Raw genomic sequence first — 21116 nt, 5'->3', positions numbered from 1 at the left:
CGGCCGTCTTCGGCTACTCTTCGTGGGCCGCGCCGGCGATGCCGTGGGGCGCAACGGGGATGCGGCGCCATATGGAAGGGGATTTCATGAAGAAGTTGCTGATGTTCGCCGCGCTGCTCGCCATCGCGCCGGCCCATGCCGCAGCTCCCGTGGACGTGCAGGCCTACACGCGTTCCGGACAGTTCAACGAGTTGAAGATATCGCCCACGGGCGACCACCTGGCCGCAACGGTCCCGCTGGAGGACCGGACCGTCCTGGTCGTGATGGACCGGAAGACACTCGCCGTTACCGCCAACCTGCAGATGGGGGCGAACGGCCATATCGCGGATTTCGTGTGGGCGACGCCGGACCGCCTGCTGATCAGCGGTGCGGAAAAGTTCGGCTCGCTGGAAGCGCCGCAATGGACGGGCGAGCTGTTCGCCATGAACGCGGATGGCAGCCGGATCGAGATGCTCTCCGGCGCGCGCGTGGACGATGGTGGACTGGGCACCACCATCAAGCCCAAGCAGGGCAGCGACAGGATCGCCGCGCATCCCATCCCGACCATCGCCAATACCGCCGACGATCGCACGGCGCTGGTCCGTGTCATTCCCTACAACACGCGTGACCCCTATACGGTGGCCGAGAGAATGGACCTGTTCACCGGCCGGCGGATGCGCGTGGCGACGGTGCCGGTCCGGGGCGCGCATTTCGCCACCGACAACCAGGGTGTCGTGCGCTATGCCTGGGGCTCCAACGCGGACAATTCGCGCCGGCTCTACTACCGCAGTTCGGAGGATGCCGACTGGCGCCTGGTCAAGGCAGAGGAGAACGGCCTGTTCGAAGTGCCGATCGGATTCTCCGAGGACGATGCCACCGCATACCTGCGCGTCGAGCAGCCCCGCGGGCCGGATAGCATCGTCGCGGTCGACCTCGCGTCGGGCACCCGGGAAGAGGTGCTGCGGGACGAAACCGCCGACCCGGCCCTGATCGGTTACCAGCATGGAGCGGAGACCAACGTGATCTACCGCTCGGGTACCCGCATCCCGTTGGGCGTGTTCTACGTGGACGGCAAGCCCCGCTCGGCCTTCATCCAGCCCGATGCACCGGAGGCACGGCTGTATCGCAGTCTCGAGGCGGCCTTCGAGGGCCAGGCGGTGGAGATCACCTCGCAGACGGCGGATGGCCGGCTCGCGCTCGTCCATGTATCGAGCGACGCCAATCCGGGCGAGTACTACCTCTTCGACACCGTCGACAAGAAGGCCGATTTCGTCGTCGCCAACCGCGACTGGTTCGATCCCGGGCAGCAGGCCACCAGTACCCCGTTCACCTTCACCGCGCGCGATGGCATGGCGCTGCACGGCTACGTGACGCGGCCACGCGGCAGTGACGGGCAGGCGTTGCCGATGGTCGTCATGCCCCACGGCGGGCCGTTCTTCATCCAGGATGTCTGGGGCTTCGACACACAGGCGCAGATGCTCGCGGATGCCGGCTACGCGGTCCTCCAGCTCAACTTCCGTGGTTCGGCAGGCTATGGCCGGGCCTACGAGAGCGCTGGTGCCCGCGAATGGGGCGGCAAGATGCAGGATGACCTGACCGATGCAACCCGCTGGGCCATCGAAGAGGGCATCGCAGACCGGGGCCGCATCTGCCTGTTCGGGGCCAGCTATGGTGCCTACGCGTCGTTGATGGGCGTCGCCAAGGAGCCGGATCTCTATCGCTGCGCGGCGGGTTACGTCGGTGTCTACGATCTCCCGGCGATGCAGGCGGAGGACCGTCGCTCGAGCCTCCGCCTGGGCAACTGGTCGATGGAGTGGGTCGGTGATGCGGCGACGCTTGCTGCGGTATCGCCGAACCGCCTGGCCGACCGGATCAAGGCGCCGGTGTTCCTGGCGGCCGGCGGGGAGGACCACATCGCGCCGATCGAGCATACGCAGAAGATGGAGCGCGCGCTGCAGGCCGCAGGTGTGCCCGTGGAGAGCCTGTACTACAGCACCGAGGGACACGGCTTCTACAAGGAGGCGCACCGCCGCGAGTTCTATACCCGGTTGCTGGCCTTCCTCTCGACCCATCTCGGGGGCGGCGTGGCCGCCGAGGCCACCCCGGCCGGCAGCGGGTCAACGGCCCGCTGATCCACCTCCGTCGGACGAATGCTACGGGAACGGCGCCTCCGGGCGTCGTTTTCGTTCGGGAGGGGACCCGGGAGACCCGTGCGCTGCTGCATCGCAGCATCCCCGCGCGCCCTGCGAGGCGGGGCGGCGCCTTTGCGGGCGACCTTGCCGGCGGCCTACCATCGGGTCTTTCGTCCCGATGCCCGGAGTTCCCGATGCCCGTCCGCCCTGCCATCCTGCCGCTGCTCATCGCGGCCGCGCTGCCCGTTGCCAGCCTGTCTGCCGCCCCGCGCGGCTTCGATGTACGGGATCTCGCGTCGATGGACCGGTTCTCTTCGCCCACGCTTTCGCCCGACGGCCGCCATGTCGTGTTTGCCAAGCGCGTCGCTGACCTCGAGGCCAACAGCGCGAGCACCAGCCTGTGGATCGAGGACCTGTTCGCGCGCGATGCCGCACCGCCGAAGCAACTTACGCCCGAAGGGTGGAACGTGAACTCACCGGCCTTCGGTCCCGACGGCGGGACGGTGTATTTCCTCAGTGCCCGGTCGGGGAGCTCCCAGTTGTATGCGATGGATACCGGCGGCGGAGCGCCCCGCCAGCTGACCGACCTTCCGGTGGGCGTGGGCGGTTTCCAGCTGTCCCCGGAGGGCGACCGCGTGGCGGTCAACGTGGAGGCGTTCGTCGACTGCAAGAGCGATCTGGCCTGCACCGCCGCGCGCACGGCGTCGCGGGACGCGTCGAAGCAGACCGGTGTCGTGTACGACCGCATGTTCGTACGGCACTGGGATGCATGGAACGACGGTCGCCTGAACCGCGTGTTCGTCGCCGCGCTCGGCAGGACGCCTGCGAAGACGGCGACCCTGGTCGGCGCCGACCTGATCGCAGACGTGCCATCGAGGCCTTTCGGCGACAGCAGCGAGTACACCTGGTCGCCCGACGGCCAGACCCTGGTGATGAGCGCGCGCCTCGCCAACGGCGAGGAGCCCTGGTCGACCAACTTTGACCTGTACCAGGTCAACGCCGATGGCAGCGGCACCGCGCGCAACCTGACGGCTGCCAACCTGGCCTGGGATACCGGCGCGACCTTCAGTGCCGACGGCGGCACGTTGTACTACATGGCGATGAAGCGCCCCGGCTTCGAGGCCGACCGCTTTGGCCTGATGGCCATGGACCTGTCGACCGGCGCGAGCCGCGAGATCGCGCCCGATTGGGATCGCTCCGCGGGCGGCATCACGCTCTCGGTCGACGGCGAGACGATCTACACCGCCGTGCAGGACATGGGCGAACATCCGCTGTATGCCGTCGATATCGCCACCGGCGAGCCGCGCAAGCTGGTCGGCGATGGCGGCGTCTCGTCGGTGCAGCTGGCGGGCCCGACGCTGGCGTTCACCCGCAACGGACTCAAGACCGGTGACGTCATTTACACGGCGACCCCCGACGGCGAGTCGCTGCGCGCGATCACGCCGAGCGCGGGCGAGATGCTCCCCGACGTGGCGTTCGGTGACTTCGAGCAGTTCAGCTTCAAGGGCTGGAACGGCGAGACCGTGCACGGCTACGTGGTCAAGCCGTGGAACTACGAAGCCGGCAAGACCTACCCGGTAGCCTTCATCATCCACGGGGGGCCGCAGGGCAGCTTCGGCAACGGCTGGAGCTATCGCTGGAACCCGCAGACCTACGCCGGCCAAGGCTACGCGGCGGTCATGATCGACTTCCACGGGTCGACCGGCTACGGCCAGGCGTTCACCGATTCGATCAGCGGCCACTGGGGCGATCGCCCGCTGGAAGACCTGCAGAAGGGCTGGGCGGCGGCGCAGGAGAAGTACCCATTCCTCGACGGTGACCGCGCCTGCGCGCTCGGCGCGAGCTACGGCGGCTTCATGGTCAACTGGATCGCCGGGAACTGGTTCGACGAAGCCGGTCACTCGCCCTGGAAGTGCCTGGTCAGCCACGACGGCGTGTTCGACCAGCGCATGATGGGCTACGCCACCGAAGAGCTGTGGTTCACCGAGTGGGAGAACGGCGGCACGCCCTACGACAACCCGGAGGGCTACGAGAAGTTCAACCCGGTCAACCACGTGCAGGACTGGCGCGTGCCGATGCTGGTCATCCACGGCCAGCTCGATTACCGCATCCCGGTGGAGCAGGGCCTGGGCGTGTTCACCGCGCTTCAGCGCCAGGGCATCGAGTCGAAGTTCCTGTACTTCCCCGACGAGAACCACTGGGTGCTGAAGCCGCAGAACAGCGTGCAATGGCATGACACCGTCAACGGCTGGCTGAAGCAGTACATCGGCCAATAGCACGGGTGGGCCGGTGCCCACGCGGGCGCCGGCCTCGCCTCATCCAACACCAGGAGCCTCGATGGCCGCTGCCACCGACCCCGCCACCACGTCCGCCTTCATCACCAACGATGCCGTCGTCATGGGCCTGCTGGCCGTGACACTGGGCGCGATCTTCTGGACGTCATCGCGGCCTTCCGGATTCTGGAAGTCCTTCTACACCTATGTGCCGGCCCTGTTGCTGTGCTACCTGGTGCCGGCGATCTACAACAGCATCGGACTGATCGACGGCAACGCGTCCGGGCTCTACCCGATGGCGCGCGACTACCTGCTGCCAAGTGCCCTGGTGCTGCTGTGCATCGCGATCGACCTCGGCGCGATCGTCCGCCTGGGGCCGAAGGCGGTCGTGATGTTCCTGACCGGCACCCTGGGGGTGATGCTTGGCGCGGTGGTCTCGTTCTCGGTGATGGGCCTCGTGCATCCGGAGACCGTGGCCGGGGACACCTGGCGCGGCATGACGACGGTCGCCGGCAGCTGGATCGGCGGTGGCGCCAACCAGGCGGCGATGAAAGAGGTGTTCGAGGTCGAGGAGAACCTGTTCGGCCAGTTCATCGCGGTCGACGTGCTGGTGGCGAACGTGTGGATGGCGGTGCTGCTGTTCCTGGCGGCGCGATCGGAGGTGTTCGATCGCTGGACCGGCGCCGACACCTCGGCGATCGACGACATGAAGCGGCGCATCGAGGCCTACCAGGCCGAGCATTCGCGCAACCCGAGCCTGGCCGACCTGATGGTCATCCTCGCGGTGGGCCTGGGCGCCACCGGCCTGTCGCACTTCCTGGCCGATCCGCTGGTCGCCTGGCTGGAGTCCCTGCCGTTCGCCGACGCGCTTGCGGATTACAGCCTGACCTCGACCTTCTTCTGGATGGTCGTGTTCGCGACGACCCTCGGCCTGCTGATGAGCTTCACGCGCGCGCGGACCCTGGAGGGCGCCGGCGCGTCCAAGGTCGGCTCGGCCATGCTCTACGTGCTGGTCGCGACCATCGGCATGCACATGGACATCGGGGCGCTGCTGGACAAGCCGGGTCTGTTCGCGCTCGGGCTGATCTGGATCGCGGTCCACGGCGGCCTGCTGCTGCTCGTCGCCAAGCTGATCCGTGCGCCGCTGTTCTTCATGGCCGTGGGCTCGCAGGCCAATGTCGGTGGCGCGGCCTCGGCGCCCGTGGTCGCCAGCGCCTTCCATCCCGCGCTGGCGCCGGTGGGCGTGCTGCTGGCCGTGCTGGGCTACGCGCTCGGCACTTATTGCGCCTACCTGACCGGGCAACTCCTGCGCATCATCGCGACCTGATTCGCGCCCACGGGTGCTGCGCTGCAGCACCCGTGACGCCCCACGGTGCAACTTTAGTCGGAATGCGCCGCGACTTTGCCGGTCGTGCTTCCAATCCGGCGGGGGAGCGACCATGCTCGACCCGGTGACGGCGGAGGGCCGTCGCAGCCGATGAGGAGGGGTCCGCCGTGAATGCCGTCGTCCTGATGCTGATTGGCCTGGCCACCATGGCGCTGGGCTTCTTCTTCTACTCGAAGTTCATCGCCGAGAAGATCTACCGGCTCGACCCGAACTACGTCACCCCCGCGCATTCGATGCGCGACGACATCGACTTCGTGCCCACCAACAAGTTCGTGCTGTGGGGGCATCACTTCACGTCGGTGGCGGGTGCCGCGCCGATCGTCGGCCCGGCGATCGCGGTGATCTGGGGCTGGCTGCCGGCGTTCCTGTGGGTGACCCTGGGCACGGTGTTCTTCGCCGGCATCCACGATTTCGGCGCGCTGTGGGCCAGCGTCCGCAACAAGGGCAAGTCGATCGGCACGCTGACCGGCACGGTGATCGGCAACCGCGCGCGCAACCTGTTCCTCGTCGTGATCTTCCTGCTGCTGCTGATGGTCAACGCGGCCTTCGCGGTGGTGATCTCCAACCTGCTCGTCGCGAACCCGGCCTCGGTGATCCCGACCTGGGGCGCGATCGTGGTGGCGCTGTTCATCGGCCAGGCGATCTACCGGTTCAAGGTGCCGCTGCTGTGGCCGTCGATCATCGGCGTCGTCGTGCTGTACGCGCTGATCTTCCTCGGCCAGGCGTATCCGGTCACCCTGCCGGAATCGGTGTTGGGCTTCGGTCCGAAGGCGCAGTGGATCATCCTGCTGTTCGCCTACGCGGGCATCGCATCGCTGCTGCCGGTGTGGGTGCTGCTGCAGCCGCGCGACTACATCAATGGCCTGCAGCTGTTCGTCGGCCTTGGGCTGATGTACGCGGCCACGCTGTTCTTCCACCCGACGATCGTCGCGCCGGCCGTCAACGCCGACGTGCCTGACGGGACGCCCGGCATCGTGCCGCTGTTGTTCGTGACGATCGCCTGCGGCGCGATCAGTGGCTTCCATGGCCTGGTGGCATCGGGCACCAGTTCCAAGCAGCTCGACAAGGAGACCGACGCGCGCTTCGTCGGCTACTTCGGCGCGATCGGCGAGGGCATGCTGGCGCTGGCCGCGATCATCGCCTGCACCGCCGGCTTCGCCACCTTGGGCGAGTGGCAGGGCGTGTACGACAAGTTCGGCTCGGGCGGCGTGGTCGCCTTCGTCAACGGCGGCGGCAACATCCTCGCCAACGGGCTCGGGCTGGATCCCGGCCTGGGCGCGACCATCCTCTCGGTGATGGCGATCCTGTTCGCCGCCACCACCATGGATACCGGGCTCCGCCTGCAGCGCTACGTCGTGCAGGAGGCGGGCGAAATCGTTGGCATCAAGCCGCTGCAGAACGCCACCGTGTCCACCGTAGTGGCCCTGGGCTTCTGCCTCGCGCTTGCCTTCGGTGCGGGCGGCGACGGGGCGGGCGGCATGGTCATCTGGCCGCTGTTCGGGACGACCAACCAGCTCCTGGCCGGCCTCACCCTGGCCATCCTGTCGGTGATCCTGATCAAGCAGCGGCGATCGGTCTGGTTCACCGCGATCCCGCTGGCTTTCCTGCTGGTCATGTCGCTGTTCGCGCTGCTGGTGCAGCTCGGACAGTTCTACAACGAGCAGAAGTGGCTGCTGCTGGGCATGGACGTGGTGATCCTGGTGGCCGCGCTGTGGGTGGCCTTCGAAGCGATCGGTGCGATGGCAAGGGGAGCGGGGCCGGCCGTCGTGGACGAAGCCCGCGGATGAAGCGATCGCAGGCCCGGGGTGGGCAATCCCTGGCCGCGCGGCTGTCGTCCGGCCTGCGCGAGTTCTACGTAGCGCCTTACCGCGCGACGTTCGCACGCGCGCAGCGCGACGAGGACGACCTGTTCATGCTGCTGGTGTTCGCGGAGACGCTGGGCGTCCCCAACCCGGCCGCCTGCTACACCCTGGAGTTGATGCCCGTGATGTACGAGCGCTTCCATGACTGGCATCGCCGCATGGGCATGGAGCGCTCACCGCTGGACCACGTCGGCTGCTGTTGAGCGCGATGTTGCTGGAGCTCGCGCGGCGGCGGCGCATCCTGTTCCTCGGCGGGAAGGGGGGCGTCGGCAAGACCACGGTCGCCGCGGGCGTGGCCGTGGCGGCGGCATCGGAAGGGCGTCGCGTACTGCTGGTGTCCACCGATCCGGCCCATAACCTTGGGCACCTGTGGCGGTGCGAGGTCGGTGATCGCGTCCGGCGGCTCGCGCCCAACCTCGATGGGCTGGAGCTCGATCCCGAGCAGACCGCGCGCGCGCATCTGGACGAGGTCGGGGTCGCGCTTCGCACGCTGATGCCGCGCCACCTGTCCGGAGAGGTCGACAAGCACATGGCCCTGTCGATGGACACGCCGGGCATGCACGAAGCGGCGTTGCTGGAGCGCATGGCCGAACTGGTCGAGGAGGGGCTCGGGACGCACGACCTGCTGGTGTTCGACACCGCGCCGTCGGGCCACACCGCACGCCTGATGGCCTTGCCCGAGATGATGCAGGCCTGGGTCGACGGCATGCTGCAGCGGCACGAGCGCAGTCGCCACCTCGGCGATGTGCTGCGCGGCCTGGGCAAGGACGATCCCATGGGCCGGCGGGTCGTGGGCGGTGACGACGAGGGCGCGGCATCGCGCGACGACCGGATTCGCGCCATGCTCCAGCGCCGGCGGCATCGCTTCGATCACCTGCGCGCGAGCCTCTCGGACGCCGGGTTGACGGCCTTCGTGATCGTCCTGACGGCCGAACGGCTGCCCGTACTCGAGACCATCGAACTGCATGCGCAACTGCGCCGCAGCGGCATCGATGTCGGGGCACTGGTCGTCAATCGACGTTCGCCCACTGATGCCGGGGCGCTGCTGGCGGGGCGCGCGGCGATGGAAGCGGGGCACCTCGAGACGCTGGCACGTGCGTTACCGGGCGTCCCGCGCCACGAAGTGCCGCTTCTGGCGGACGAGCCGGTCGGGCGCGCGGCGCTGGAGGCGCTGGCCACCCGGCTGGCCGCTGCCCCTGGGTCCTGAGCCGGTTGCGCGCTACAGCCAGCCGACACGCCGGAACAGGCGATACAGCGCGTAGCTCGTGCCGGCCACGATGGCGATCAGCAGCGCGTAGCTATGCCGACCCTGCAGTTCCGGCATGTGCGCGAAGTTCATGCCGTACCAGCTGGTCACGAGGGTCGGCGCGGCGAGCAGGGCTGCCCAGGCGCCCAGCCGCTTGACGGTCTCGCCCTGCTGCACGGTCACCAGCGACAGGTTGGTGCTGACCGCGGCGGTCAGCATCTCGCGCAGCATGTCGGTGGTCTCGCTCATCCGCAGGACGTGGTCGAGCACGTCGCGGAAGTACGGTTGGATGTCGTCGTCGATCAGCCCGTGGCGGGTGCGGCTGAGCTGCCCAAGGATGTCCTGCAGCGGTGACATCGACATGCGCAGCCGGGTGAGTTCGCGCTTCAGCGTGTACAGCCTGCGCACGACGCGGGGGTGGAAGGTTTCCCCCAGGATGTCGCGTTCGAGCAGGTTCAGTTCGGCATCGAACTCGTCGACGATCGGGCGGTAGTTGTCGACGATCATGTCCAGCACCGCGTAAAGCGCGGCGCCCGGTCCGTGGCGGAGCAGTTCCGGTTCGCGCTCCATCCTGGCCCTGGCCGGTGCGTAACTGATCGATGCGCCATGGCGGACGGTGATGAAGTAGCGTTCGCCCACGAAGATCTGCGTCTCGCCGAAGCCGAACGTGTCGTCGACCCGCTGGGCGGTGCGCAGCGCGACGAACAACGAGCTGCCGTAGCCTTCGATCTTGGAACGCTGGTGGGCGTTGTGGGCGTCCTCCACCGCGAGGTCGTGCAGGTCGAAGACGTCCTGCAGGCGCTCCAGCAGTGCCTCGTCGGGCTGGTAGAGGCCGACCCAGACGAACCCCTGCGACGTATCGGCCAATGCCGCGGGAATATCCTCGAGGGTGATGTCGCGCCGCGTGCCATCGCGGTCGTAGGCGCTGCAGTTGACGACGCAGCCGGGATCGAGGGTGCTCATGACGCCATCCTGCCGCCCGGCGCGACGGGCGACAAGCCGGGCTCAGCGCAGCCGCGTCCGCGCCGATTGCCGGAATGCCCACCAGAGCCCGGCATGGATCGGGCCGAACAGCACGATCCAGCGCAGGTTCTGTTGCGGAATGACGGGGAGCCAGTAGAAGAACAGGGCGACGACGGGCAGCGTCGCCACCGCCGCGAGCAGGAGTCCGAACAGCCGACCCGCCGCCCGTCCCCGCAACAGGCGGATGCCGCCGGGCAGCAGCAACCAGCACAGGGGACTCAGCAGGAACAGATTGCGGTTCGCCCATCCGAAGCGGTGCTCGGTTCCGAACCAGATGAAAAGCATCAGCGCACCGAGTACGCCGCAGATGGCCCAGAACGGCAAGGCAATGGCCGCGACCGTGCGCGGCATCCGCGGTCCCGCGAGGGCGCAGGCCGCGCCGATCAGGATGCCGGCGAGCGCCCATGGCCACCAGCGCCGGGGAGCCTCGAACGGTTCCGGCGGCAGTCGCTGCGGCAACAATGCGGTTGCCGACGCGACCAGCGGCCGGCCGGTGGCCGGGTTCCCGACCTCGTCGAGGGCCGACGCCAGTCGCATCGGCACGAAGGATTCACCCCAGAGCGGCTGTGGCCGGTCAGCCAGTGGGCCCAGGCCTAGGTCGAAACCCAGCCACATCCAGGGTGCCGGCGATGCCAGGCGCACGGCTTCGCTGCGGAAGGTGGTGCCATGGGAGCGTCCCTGCGTCTGCCGCGCCAGGGCGCCGCCCAGCGCCGCGTCGATCGCGTCGCGCACCCGGGTGGAACAGTTGTCGAGGAAGTAGTCGTACCGGTAGTAGGCATTCTCGGGCTGCGCATTGGCCGACAGTGCCTCCGCGAGCCCGCGCGCCTGAGCATCGTCCAGGTCGAGCCATTGGATCGAGACGCCGCGGCCGACCTCCTCGTAGTAGCGCAGGTCCTGGCCAAAGGGCAGGGCCGCCAGCCGGTATCGCATGTCGCCGCGTACGAAGCGCATGATGAAGCCGGGCTCGTCGGGATCGAAGAAGCCGAAGTTGTAGGAGGTCCGTTCGCCCGTGGAGGCGTCCTCGACCACCAGCGCGTTGTGCCCGAAGCGCTCGAAGAAGATCTCGCCCGGCTGCATCGTGGCGACGCCGATGCGCGGGGCGGAGGCGTCCGCCGGTGGGGCGGGATCCGGGGTGCTGGCCCCTGCGAACCCGCAGGCCAGCAACAGCAGGAGCAGGCCGATCAGTCGCGGGGCGATGCGTCGGGCCGCATCACGCATCACCCAGGATCCCGACATGGAAGGCGTGCACGCGTCGTGCGTCCGCGCTGGACACGCGGAACACGAAGCGGCCCAGGGTCAGCTCCTCGCCGGCCTCGGGCAGATGGCCGATCGCGGCGATCACCAGGCCCCCGATCGTGTCGTACTCGTCGTCGTCGAAGTCCGCGCCGAAGCGCTCGTTGAAATCCTCGATCGGCGTCAGCGCGTCGACCACGTACTGGCCGTCGGCCTGGGCGGCGATCAGGGCATCCGGGTCCTCGGCGTCGTCGTGTTCGTCGTCGATCTCGCCGACGATCTGTTCCAATACGTCCTCGATGGTGAGGAGGCCGGCCACGCCGCCGTACTCGTCGATGACGATCGCCATGTGGTTGCGGCTGAGGCGGAACTCGCGCAGCAGCACGTCGAGGCGCTTGGATTCGGGGATCAGCACCGCCGGCCGGATCAGCGCGTGGATGCCCTCCGGCGCACCGTCGTCCACCATCAGCCGCAGCAGGTCCTTGGCCAGCAGGATGCCGAGGATCTCGTCCTTGTCGTCGCCATGCACCGGGAAACGCGAGTGGCCGGATTCGACCACCTGCCTCAGCAGGGCCTGCAGGGGTTCGTCGGCGGCCAGGACCACCATCTGCGAGCGCGGGATCATCACGTCGCCCACGCTCATGTCGGAGACGCTGATCGCGCCTTCCATCATCGCGAGCGTATCGGCGGCGACCAGGCCATCGGCCTGTGCATCGCGCAGCAGTTCGACCAGGTCTTCGCGGGTGGTGGGTTCGCCCGAAAGGGCCGAACTGATCCTGTCCAGCCACGACCGCCGTTTCTCGGCCGGCCGGTCGGTGGTATCGAGCGATGGGGTACTACTGTCGTCCTCGGACATCATGTCGGTTGAAACGCCCGCGGGGGTTGGGCGTCGGGGCGAGTCTAGCGCAGGAGCGGGCGTCGTGCGCGCCCGGCGCCTCAGGCGTCGGGGTAGGGGTCGGCAATCCCGAGCGTCCCCAGGATATCCCGCTCCAGCTGCTCCATCGCGGTGGCTTCGGTGTCGTCCTCGTGGTCCCAGCCGAGCAGGTGCAGGGCGCCGTGGACCGTCATGTGGGCGTAGTGGGCGGCGAGCGGCTTGGCCTGTTCACGGGCCTCGCGGGCGACCACGGGCGCACAGATCACCAGGTCGCCGAGCAGCGGGAAGCGGACGTTCTTCGGCAGGCCCTCGGGCACCTCGGCCGGAAAGCTCAGGACGTTCGTGGCGTAGTCCTTGCCCCGGTAGTGGCGGTTCAGCGCGCGGCCCTCGCGCACGTCGACCAGCCGGATCGCGAGGTCGGCTTCGCGGATGCGGCCCTCAAGTGCGGCGGCCACCCACTTGCGGAAGCTCTGCGCGGCCGGCACGCCCTTGCGGGGCAGGCCGTAGGTGATGCTGACATCGAGTCGGACGGGACCGCGGGTCATGGTCGGCTCAGCCCTTGGGGCCGGTTTCGGAATCCGAAGCGTCGCGTGCATCGTAGGCGTTGACGATCCGCGCCACCAGAGGGTGCCGGACGACGTCGCGCGATTCGAAGAACGTGAACGAAATGCCGTCGATGTTGCGCAACACCTCCAGGGCGTCCTTGAGCCCGGATTTCTGGTGGCGCGGCAGGTCGATCTGGGTCATGTCGCCGGTGACCACGGCCGTGCTGCCATGGCCGATCCGGGTCAGGAACATCTTCATCTGCTCGATGGAGGTGTTCTGTGCTTCGTCGAGGATCACGAAGGCATCGTTGAGCGTGCGCCCGCGCATGTAGGCCAGCGGCGCGATCTCGATGACGTTCTTCTCGAGCAGCTTGACGACCTTCTCGACGCCCAGCATCTCGTACAGCGCGTCGTACAGCGGGCGCAGGTAGGGGTCGACCTTCTGGGTCAGGTCGCCCGGCAGGAAGCCGAGTTTCTCGCCGGCCTCCACCGCGGGGCGGACCAGGATCAGCCGGTGCACCCGGCCCTCGTTCAGCGCCTCGACCGCGCTGGCCACCCCCAGGAACGTCTTGCCCGTACCGGCCGGGCCGATCCCGAAGTTGACGTCGTGGGTCGCGATCGCGTGCAGGTACTTCTGCTGGTTGGCGCCACGCCCGCGCACGGTGCCCCGCTTGGTGCGGATGCTGACGTCCTGGGGTACGTAACCGGGGGAGGCCTGGTCGGCCCCGCTCTCCGCGATCCGAAGATGGATGACGGCCTCGTCCAGGGTTTCCACGGCGGCGTCCTCCCACAACTGGCGGAGCAGGCGCTCGGTACGCGCAGTGGCGGCGGGTGCGCCGGTGACCCGGAACACCTGGCCCCGGTTGGCGATCTCCACCCCGAGGCGCAGCTCCAGCTGGCGCAGGTGCGCGTCGAACGGCCCCGCGAGGTTGGCCAGGCGCTCGACGTCGTCGGGTTGCAAGGTGAAATCCGTGGCAGTCGTGCGGGCAGTCGAAGCGTTCAAACGTGATCCGTCATCCGGGCAGGGGACGCTCGCGCGTCCGCGCGGCGAGTACGAAGCTTGCGCCGAGTACGGCATTTTCGCAAAAGTACCGGGCAGCACGCGTTCAGCCCCGTGGGCGCGCACGCCACGCTGCGGCCAGGCACAGCAGGCCGCCCGCCAGCCACGCCCAGCCCTGCACCGCTGGCGGCGATGACATGGCGTGGATGGCGAAGCGGGCGATGCCGAGCACCCCAAGGCCACCGAACCACAGGCTGAGGGCATGGGCACGCAGCCAGCGTGCTGCCGCCTGTGCGCTGGTAAGCCGGGACTCGTGCATGGGGCCACCTTAGCGCGCGCGAGCCTCCCCGTGTTTGCGCGACCGGCGGATCGACACGGGTGACTGCCGATGAACCGTGCAAGCGTGAACAGGCTGGCGCCGGGGACGCCGGCTACCCGGTGGCCTTGCGCAACGCCACCGCGTTCATGCAGTAGCGCAGGCCGCTCGGGGGCGGGCCGTCCGGGAACACGTGCCCGAGATGCGCGTCGCACTGGTTGCATACCGTTTCGACCCGCTGCATGCCGTGGCTTTCGTCCAGCCGGTACGCGATTGCATTCGCCGCCGCCGGCTGGCTGAACGAGGGCCAGCCGGTGCCCGAGTCGAACTTCTTGCCGGCGTCGAACAGCAGCGCGTCGCAGCACACGCAATGGTAGCGACCGGGTTCAAGCAGCCCGCAGGCCGGGTCGCTGAATGGTCGCTCCGTGGCGGCCTGCCGGGTGACGCGGTACTGGTCGGGCGTCAGCTGCCGACGCCACGCATCCTCGCTCTTCTCAACGCGCCGGTCCGGGAGGGGGGTGCCCTCGCGCGCAAAGCGCATCACGTCCTGCCAGGTCAGCATGCGCGTCTCCAAAAGAGGGGGAGAGCTACTCTCGCACAGGCGCACTGAAGGCATCGTGCACCGGCGGTGCCACTGGCGGGCGCTATTGCACCGTGCAGTCGAATGCCATCGTGAGGCGGTTGTCCGGTGCCGTTGGCGCAAGCAGACCCAATGCAACACCTGCGGCGAGGTCGCCAATGGTGACCGCGCTGGCCGGGCACGCCGCGCTGGGGCCGGCGCAGGTCACCGGGTTGCCGGTCACGCCGGCTTCATGCGCCCTCGGATAACGGGCCGCGCTTGATCGGGCCTTGCCGCTGCCGCACAGTCGAACCCGGATCGGGACGGGAGAAGCGGAATGCCGGTGTGTCGTTTCATGGCCTGGGTGATGCTGTTGATGCCGATGCCTGCCGTGCAGGCGGCAGAGGTGACGGTGGTTCGCGCGGGTGCGATCCACACCATCGACAAGGAGGCGCCCCATGTCGAAGCGCTGGCATTCGACGGGGACGGTCGCATCCTCGCCACGGGCACGCATGAGGCGCTGGTGGCCCGGTTCGCCGACGCGGCGCACCTCGACTTCGGCGAGGCCACCGTGGTCCCGGGCCTGATTGATGCCCATGGCCACGTGGCGGGGCTGGGCATGGCACGGCTGACGGCCAGCCTGGTGGGCGCCCGCGACAAGCAGGACGTGCTGGCCCGGCTTCGCGAGTTCGCCGCCGATCTGCCGGACGGCGCATGGCTGGTCGGTCGCGGCTGGGACCAGAACGACTGGCCCGACCGCCAGTTCCCGACCGCAGCCGACCTCGATGCCGCGTTTCCCGACCGCGCGGTCTGGCTGGAGCGCATCGATGGACACGCCGGCTGGGCGAACACCGTCGCGATGCAGGCCGTGCAGCGCGACCTGTCCGGCGACTGGCAACCCGATGGCGGACGGATCGTGCGCGATGCGGCGGGCCGACCGACCGGCGTATTCATCGATGCCGCCGCATCGCTGGTCGAGGAGGCAAGGCCCCCGGTCGACGAGGCCACGGCCGAGCGCGCCCTGCAGCTGGGCATGCAGGCCGCCGTGGAACATGGCTTGACCGGTGTGCACGACGCCGGCGTCGACCTGGCCGGATTGCAACGGTACCGGCGCCTCGCCGATCGCGATGCGTTGCCGATGCGCATCACCGCGATGGCGGCGGGAGACGGCGACGCCCTGGACGCGCTGTGCCGCGATGGACTGTACCGCCATCCTTCCGGTCGCCTCGCCATGCGCACGGTGAAGGTCTACGCCGACGGTGCGCTCGGCAGCCGCGGCGCAGCACTGATTCGCGACTACAGCGACGATCCGGGAAATCGCGGGCTGATGGTGACGCCTCCGCAGGGGCTGCGCGCGGTGGCTCGCAAGGCGCGCGACTGCGGCGTGCAGGTCGCCACCCATGCCATCGGGGATCGTGGCAACCACGAGGTGCTGGAGGCCTACGACGACGTCCTCGGCAGCCGCGCCGGCGACGGCCATCGCTGGCGCATCGAGCACGCGCAGGTGCTGGCGCCGGAAGACCTGCCGCGGCTTGCGGGCCTCGGGGTCATCGCCTCGATGCAGCCCACCCATGCCACCAGCGACATGCCGTGGGCCGAAGATCGCCTTGGCCCCCAGCGGATCGTCGGCGCCTATTCCTGGCGCCAGCTGCGCGACAGTGGCGCGCGCCTGGCGCTGGGTTCGGATTTTCCGGTCGAGTCGGTCGATCCGCGCCTGGGCCTGCATGCGGCCACCACGCGGACCGATGCCGAGGGCCTTCCGGCCGGCGGCTGGCGTCCGGAGGAAAAGCTCACCGCGTTCGAGGCCCTGAGGGGGTTCACCCTCGATGCGGCCTACGCGGGCTTCGCCGAGAGCGAGGTCGGCAGCCTGGCGGTCGGCAAGCGCGCGGATTTCGTGGTATTCGCCGAAGATCCGCTACACGTCGCGCCAGGGGGCCTGCGAAACCTGACCGTGCTGGCGACCTATGTCGACGGGCGGCCCGTCTACCGCCGGGGCGAGGCAGGCGGCATGGGGCCGACGCAGGGGCCGTGAGGCGCATCCCACGCGATGGGCCCCGGCGACCGGGGCGCCTCGTCAGGCCGGCGCGTCGTCGCGTGTCAGCACCCGCCCGCGCAGGGAGTTGCTCAGGGCGCCGGTGATCACCACGTCCACGAAGCGACCGACCAAACGCGGGTCGGCCGGGAAGTTCACCGACCGCATGTTCTCCGTCTTGCCGGTCAGCTCGTTCGGATCCTTCCGCGAAGGTCCTTCCACCAGCACGCGCTGCACGCTGCCGACCATCGACTCCGAAATCCGCTTCGCATTGGCGTTGATCGTCGCCTGCAGGCGCGAGAGGCGGGCGTGTTTTTCCTCGCTGGACACACTGTCCTCGAGGTCGGCCGCCGGCGTGCCCGGGCGACGCGAATAGATGAACGAGAACGACTGGTCGAAGCCGACGTCCTCGATCAGCTTCATCGTCTTCTCGAAGTCCGCTTCCGTCTCGCCCGGGAAGCCCACGATGAAGTCGGAACTGATCGAGATGTCCGGCCGCACCGCGCGCAGCTTGCGGATCTTCTGCTTGAACTCGAGCGCGGTGTAGCCGCGCTTCATCGCCGCCAGCACCCGGTCGGAGCCGGCCTGGACGGGCAAGTGCAGGTAGTTGGCGAGCTGTGGGACGTCGCGGTAAGCCTCCACCAGCGAGTCGCTGAACTCCAGCGGGTGCGAGGTGGTGAAGCGGATGCGGTCGACGCCGTCGATCTCGGCGATCGCCCGGATCAGCAGGCCGAGGTCCGCGACACCGGCATCCTCGCCCTCCCCGAACGGACCCCGGTAAGCGTTCACGTTCTGGCCCAGCAGGTTGATCTCGCGGACGCCCTGGGCAGCGAGGTCCGCGACTTCCACGAGGACATCCTCGAACGGGCGGCTGATCTCGGTGCCGCGCGTGTAGGGCACCACGCAGAACGAGCAGTACTTGGAGCAGCCCTCCATGATCGACACGAAGGCGGTCGGGCCCTCGGCGCGTGGTTCGGGCAGCCGGTCGAACTTCTCGATCTCGGGGAAACTGATGTCCACCTGCGGGCGGTCCTGCTCGCGGCGGGCGCGGATCAGCTCGGGCAGGCGGTGCAGGGTCTGAGGGCCGAAGACCAGGTCGACGAACGGCGCGCGCTTGATGATCGCCTCGCCCTCCTGGCTGGCCACGCAGCCGCCCACGCCGATCAGGACCGGCCGGTCGCCGCTCTTCAGCGTCCGCCAGCGGCCCAGTTGGCTGAAGACCTTTTCCTGGGCTTTCTCACGGATCGAACAGGTGTTCACCAGGATGACGTCCGCCTCTTCGGCATTCGTCGTCAGCTCGAACCCGTCGGACGCGGCCAGCACGTCGGCCATCTTGGCCGAGTCGTACTCGTTCATCTGGCAGCCGTGGGTCTGGATGTAGAGCTTCGGCGCGGAAGCGCCCCCCGGCTGGCGATGGCTGGCAGGGGCGGGCGCGGCCGACCCGGCGGTCGGCAAGGCGTGGAACTGGGTCATGGGTCGTCCCGGGGAAGCGGCGGTTAATCCGTGCCGGTGAGCACTGCAAAGGGCGTCTGATTGCGTATTGTAGCGGCCGGAACACCGACCCGGTCGCGTTTTCACGGGTTGGAAGGTGGCAATTCAGGTCGAATGGAGTGACACTCGCGCTTATGAAGGGGGCCTTCACGCTGTTGGGGATCATGTGTCTGTTCGCGGCCGCACCGGCGGCGGCGGGCACGATTTACCGTTGCGAAGGCGCCGACGGGGTGCCCAGTTACGTCAGCAAGCGCGTCGCGGGCGCGCGCTGCACCGCGGTGACAAGCTACAGCGGGGGGCGCAGTGCGCCGTCCCAGCCGACGACCGCCGCCGCCTTGCCGCAGCCTTCCCGGCCGGCCACGGTGGGGGCCGCCACACCCGCCAATCCAGTGGCCGGGTCGCCCGCCAGCGGCAGCGTCCAGGCCGCGGATGGCCCCTCGATGACCAATGCCGCCCCCATCCAGAGCGTGCGCCAGGGTGCCCCGGGTTCGCGGACGGTATCCGGGCAGGTGTACTCCTACATCAAGGACGGCGTCCGCCACTACACCAGCCGCCGCCCGTCGGGCGTGGCGAACGCGGGTGCGGTGCGGACGATCAACTACAGCTTCATCGAGACCTGCTACGCCTGTGGCGAAGCGAGCGGCGTGAACTTCGGCGCGGTCAGGCTGAACACGGCGGCGTACAGCAACGAGATCGCCGCTGCCGCCCGGCGCCACGGCGTCGACGAGGCCATCGTACGTGCGGTCATCCATGCCGAGTCGGCCTTCAATCCCAATGCGCTTTCGCATGCGGGGGCCCAGGGCCTGATGCAGCTCATCCCGGCCACCGCGCGGCGGTTCGGCGTGGAGAATCCGTTCGATGCCAGCCAAAACATCGAGGGTGGCGTGCAGTACCTGGCCTGGCTGCTGAAGCGCTTCAACGGCGACCTGACGCTGGCAGCGGCCGGCTACAACGCGGGCGAGGGGGCGGTCGACAAGTACAACGGCGTCCCGCCGTACCGTGAGACGCAACGGTACGTCCAGCGGGTCGGCGTGCTCGCCGAACGCTACCGGAGCGCGGTCGTCCAGCGCTGAGCCCCCCGTGGCGCGGCCCGCTCGACGACCGGACCCGTTTCCTGACCGGGTCGACGCGTGCGGATTGTCTGTTCGTTAAGCCATCCGGTACACTTTCCCGTCTTTATAAGCCGCGAGCAGTCGCCAGTGGCCGGCTCGCGGTGAACTTCGATATTCAAGAGTTGCGGAGTGCCGGATGGCCAACCAAGGGGTCAACGATCCTATTCATGAGCCCGTCAACGCGGGGCGTCGACGGTTCCTGACGGCGACCACCGCCGTCGTTGGCGCTGCCGGCGTCGCGGCCGCGGCCGTGCCGTTCATCAAGTCCTGGAACCCCAGCGCGCGGGCCAAGCTCGCTGGCGCGCCGGTGACCGCGGACATCAGCGCCCTGCAGGAAGGCGAACGCCTGGTGCTGGAGTGGCGCGGCCAGCCGATCTGGATCGTCAAGCGTTCCAAGGCCGTCCTGGACGCCCTGCCGACCCTTGACGGCCACCTGCGCGACCCGCGCTCCGAGAATCCGGAGCAGCAGCCGGCCTACATCGCAGAGGCCAGCCCCGAGCTGCGCTCGATCAAGCCGGATGTCTCGGTGCTGGTCGGCCTGTGTACCCACCTCGGCTGCTCGCCGGAGATGAAGGCGGAGATCCGCCCCGAGCCGTTCGATCCCGAGTGGAAGGGCGGCTACTTCTGCCCCTGCCACAAGTCGCGCTTCGACATGGCCGGGCGTGTGTTCGAGGGCGTGCCGGCACCGACCAACCTGGTCGTGCCGCCGCACCACTACGCCGACGACACCACCATCGTGATCGGCGTCGATCCCACGCAGACCAACAGCGCGGGGGCCGCGTAAGCCATGTCGAACATCATCACCCGTACCGCCAATAACGTGATGGACTGGGTCAACGCGCGTGCGCCCGGCATGATGCCGATGTACCGCAAGCACATGACCGAGTACTACGCGCCGAAGAACTTCAACCTCTGGTACTACTTCGGTTCGCTCGCGATGCTGGTGCTGGTCAACCAGATCCTGACCGGCATCTTCCTGACGATGCACTTCAAGCCGTCCGCGGCCGAGGCGTTCTCGTCGGTCGAGTACATCATGCGCGACGTCGAGTGGGGCTGGCTGATCCGCTACATGCACTCCACCGGCGCGTCGCTGTTCTTCATCGTCGTCTACCTGCACATGTTCCGCGGCCTGATGTACGGCTCGTACCAGAAGCCCCGCGAACTGGTGTGGATCCTGGGCATGTTGATCTACCTGGTGCTGATGGCCGAGGCCTTCATGGGCTACGTGCTGCCCTGGGGCCAGATGTCGTTCTGGGGCGCCAAGGTGATCATCTCGCTGTTCGGCGCGATCCCGGTGATCGGCGGCGGTCTGGTCGAGTGGATCATGGGCGACTACCTGCCCGGCGATGCCACCCTCAACCGCTTCTTCGCGCTGCACGTGATCGCGCTGCCCCTGGTCCTGCTGCTGCTGGTCGTGCTGCACCTGGGCGCGCTGCACGAGGTGGGTTCCAACAACCCGGACGGCGTCGACATCAAGAAGGGCCCGAAGGGCAATCGCTGGGACGCGAACAAGCCGAAGGACGGCATTCCCTTCCACCCGTACTACACGGTCAAGGACCTGTTCGGCGTCGGCTTCTTCCTGATCATCGCCGCCTTCATCATCTTCTTCGCACCGGCGTTCGGTGGCTGGTTCCTCGAGCACGACAACTTCGTCGAGGCCAACCGCCTGGTGACCCCGGAGCACATCAAGCCGGTCTGGTACTACACCCCGTACTACGCCATGTTGCGCGTCGTGCCGGACAAGCTGGGCGGTGTGATCGTGATGTTCGCGGCGATCGCCATCCTGTTCCTGGTGCCGTGGCTCGACAAGGCGAAGGTCAGGTCCTATCGCTACCGCGGGGTGTTCTCCTGGGTGATGCTGCTGGCCTTTGCGTTCAGCTTCCTGTGGCTGGGCAAGATCGGCGCGGGCCCGGGCACCGATCCGGTCGAGACCATCGTCGGCCGCATCCTGACCTTCTTCTACTTCGCGTTCTTCATCACCATGCCGCTTTGGACCAAGCTGGACCGGACCAAGCCGGTGCCGGAACGGGTGACGATGCATGACTGACCTCA

The 21116-nt window shown here is 68.4% G+C and carries 18 protein-coding genes; 10 read left to right on the top strand and 8 right to left on the bottom strand.

Annotated elements, in window-relative coordinates:
- Positions 1-86 precede the first annotated feature (86 nt).
- From H4F99_RS06210 to H4F99_RS06185, 6 genes are all read left to right on the top strand, one after another.
- Entirely contained in the window at positions 87-2111 is a 2025-nt protein-coding gene (locus tag H4F99_RS06210) for an alpha/beta hydrolase family protein (protein ID WP_182668867.1), read from the top strand.
- Between the two features lie 194 nt (positions 2112-2305).
- Positions 2306-4387: a S9 family peptidase gene (locus H4F99_RS06205; protein WP_182668866.1), complete on the top strand. Its 2082-nt coding sequence runs from the start codon at positions 2306-2308 to the stop codon at positions 4385-4387.
- A 61-nt stretch (positions 4388-4448) separates the two neighbouring features.
- Positions 4449-5711 (top strand): DUF819 family protein, encoded by a 1263-nt coding sequence (locus H4F99_RS06200; protein ID WP_182668865.1) that lies wholly within the window; start codon positions 4449-4451, stop codon positions 5709-5711.
- Between the two features lie 167 nt (positions 5712-5878).
- A complete protein-coding gene (locus H4F99_RS14615; protein WP_182668864.1) occupies positions 5879-7558 on the top strand; it encodes a carbon starvation CstA family protein in 1680 nt (559 codons plus the stop codon).
- A complete protein-coding gene (locus H4F99_RS06190; protein ID WP_182668863.1) occupies positions 7555-7836 on the top strand; it encodes a cory-CC-star protein in 282 nt (93 codons plus the stop codon). Before H4F99_RS14615 ends, H4F99_RS06190 begins: the two co-directional genes overlap by 4 nt.
- A gap of 5 nt (positions 7837-7841) precedes the next feature.
- Positions 7842-8840, top strand: coding sequence for an ArsA family ATPase (locus H4F99_RS06185; protein ID WP_182669103.1), 999 nt, complete (start codon positions 7842-7844; stop codon positions 8838-8840).
- A 12-nt stretch (positions 8841-8852) separates the two neighbouring features.
- Here H4F99_RS06185 and H4F99_RS06180 read toward each other — a convergent pair whose 3' ends face one another.
- The 7 genes from H4F99_RS06180 to msrB form a co-directional block, all read right to left on the bottom strand.
- A complete protein-coding gene (locus H4F99_RS06180; protein ID WP_182668862.1) occupies positions 8853-9842 on the bottom strand; it encodes a magnesium and cobalt transport protein CorA in 990 nt (329 codons plus the stop codon).
- A 42-nt stretch (positions 9843-9884) separates the two neighbouring features.
- Complete coding sequence (locus H4F99_RS06175; RefSeq protein ID WP_425487998.1) at positions 9885-11120, bottom strand: lipoprotein N-acyltransferase Lnb domain-containing protein; 1236 nt, start codon at positions 11118-11120, stop codon at positions 9885-9887.
- Positions 11113-11991: a CorC family transporter gene (locus H4F99_RS06170; RefSeq protein WP_182668860.1), complete on the bottom strand. Its 879-nt coding sequence runs from the start codon at positions 11989-11991 to the stop codon at positions 11113-11115. Before H4F99_RS06170 ends, H4F99_RS06175 begins: the two co-directional genes overlap by 8 nt.
- An 80-nt stretch (positions 11992-12071) precedes the next feature.
- The gene (gene ybeY, locus H4F99_RS06165; protein WP_182668859.1) at positions 12072-12554 is read right to left on the bottom strand and encodes an rRNA maturation RNase YbeY; all 483 of its coding nucleotides are present in this window, start codon (positions 12552-12554) and stop codon (positions 12072-12074) included.
- A 7-nt stretch (positions 12555-12561) separates the two neighbouring features.
- Positions 12562-13557: a PhoH family protein gene (locus H4F99_RS06160; protein WP_425487997.1), complete on the bottom strand. Its 996-nt coding sequence runs from the start codon at positions 13555-13557 to the stop codon at positions 12562-12564.
- A gap of 103 nt (positions 13558-13660) precedes the next feature.
- The gene (locus H4F99_RS06155) at positions 13661-13873 is read right to left on the bottom strand and encodes a hypothetical protein (protein WP_182668857.1); all 213 of its coding nucleotides are present in this window, start codon (positions 13871-13873) and stop codon (positions 13661-13663) included.
- 112 nt (positions 13874-13985) lie between these two features.
- Positions 13986-14432 carry a peptide-methionine (R)-S-oxide reductase MsrB gene (msrB, locus tag H4F99_RS06150; RefSeq protein ID WP_182668856.1) on the bottom strand — a complete coding sequence of 149 codons (447 nt, stop codon included), beginning with the start codon at positions 14430-14432 and terminating at the stop codon, positions 13986-13988.
- Between the two features lie 334 nt (positions 14433-14766).
- Here msrB and H4F99_RS06145 point away from each other — a divergent pair, with 334 nt between their 5' ends.
- Positions 14767-16461: an amidohydrolase gene (locus tag H4F99_RS06145; RefSeq protein ID WP_220481059.1), complete on the top strand. Its 1695-nt coding sequence runs from the start codon at positions 14767-14769 to the stop codon at positions 16459-16461.
- A gap of 42 nt (positions 16462-16503) precedes the next feature.
- Here H4F99_RS06145 and miaB read toward each other — a convergent pair whose 3' ends face one another.
- Positions 16504-17934 (bottom strand): tRNA (N6-isopentenyl adenosine(37)-C2)-methylthiotransferase MiaB, encoded by a 1431-nt coding sequence (miaB, locus tag H4F99_RS06140; protein ID WP_182668855.1) that lies wholly within the window; start codon positions 17932-17934, stop codon positions 16504-16506.
- A 152-nt stretch (positions 17935-18086) separates the two neighbouring features.
- On the opposite strand from miaB, the gene H4F99_RS06135 reads away from it, so the two are divergent.
- The 3 genes from H4F99_RS06135 to H4F99_RS06125 all read left to right on the top strand — a co-directional run bounded on the left by H4F99_RS06135 (position 18087) and on the right by H4F99_RS06125 (position 21111).
- Entirely contained in the window at positions 18087-19025 is a 939-nt protein-coding gene (locus H4F99_RS06135; protein WP_182669101.1) for a lytic transglycosylase domain-containing protein, read from the top strand.
- A 175-nt stretch (positions 19026-19200) separates the two neighbouring features.
- Positions 19201-19848, top strand: coding sequence for a ubiquinol-cytochrome c reductase iron-sulfur subunit (gene petA, locus H4F99_RS06130; protein WP_182668854.1), 648 nt, complete (start codon positions 19201-19203; stop codon positions 19846-19848).
- 3 nt (positions 19849-19851) lie between these two features.
- A complete protein-coding gene (locus H4F99_RS06125) occupies positions 19852-21111 on the top strand; it encodes a cytochrome b (protein ID WP_182668853.1) in 1260 nt (419 codons plus the stop codon).
- The last annotated feature ends 5 nt before the right edge of the window (positions 21112-21116 follow it).

This window comes from Marilutibacter penaei, assembly GCF_014145395.1.
GTDB lineage: Bacteria > Pseudomonadota > Gammaproteobacteria > Xanthomonadales > Xanthomonadaceae > Marilutibacter > Marilutibacter penaei.
Note: the sequence above shows the minus strand (reverse complement) of the source record. Positions and strands in the feature narration are given on the sequence as shown.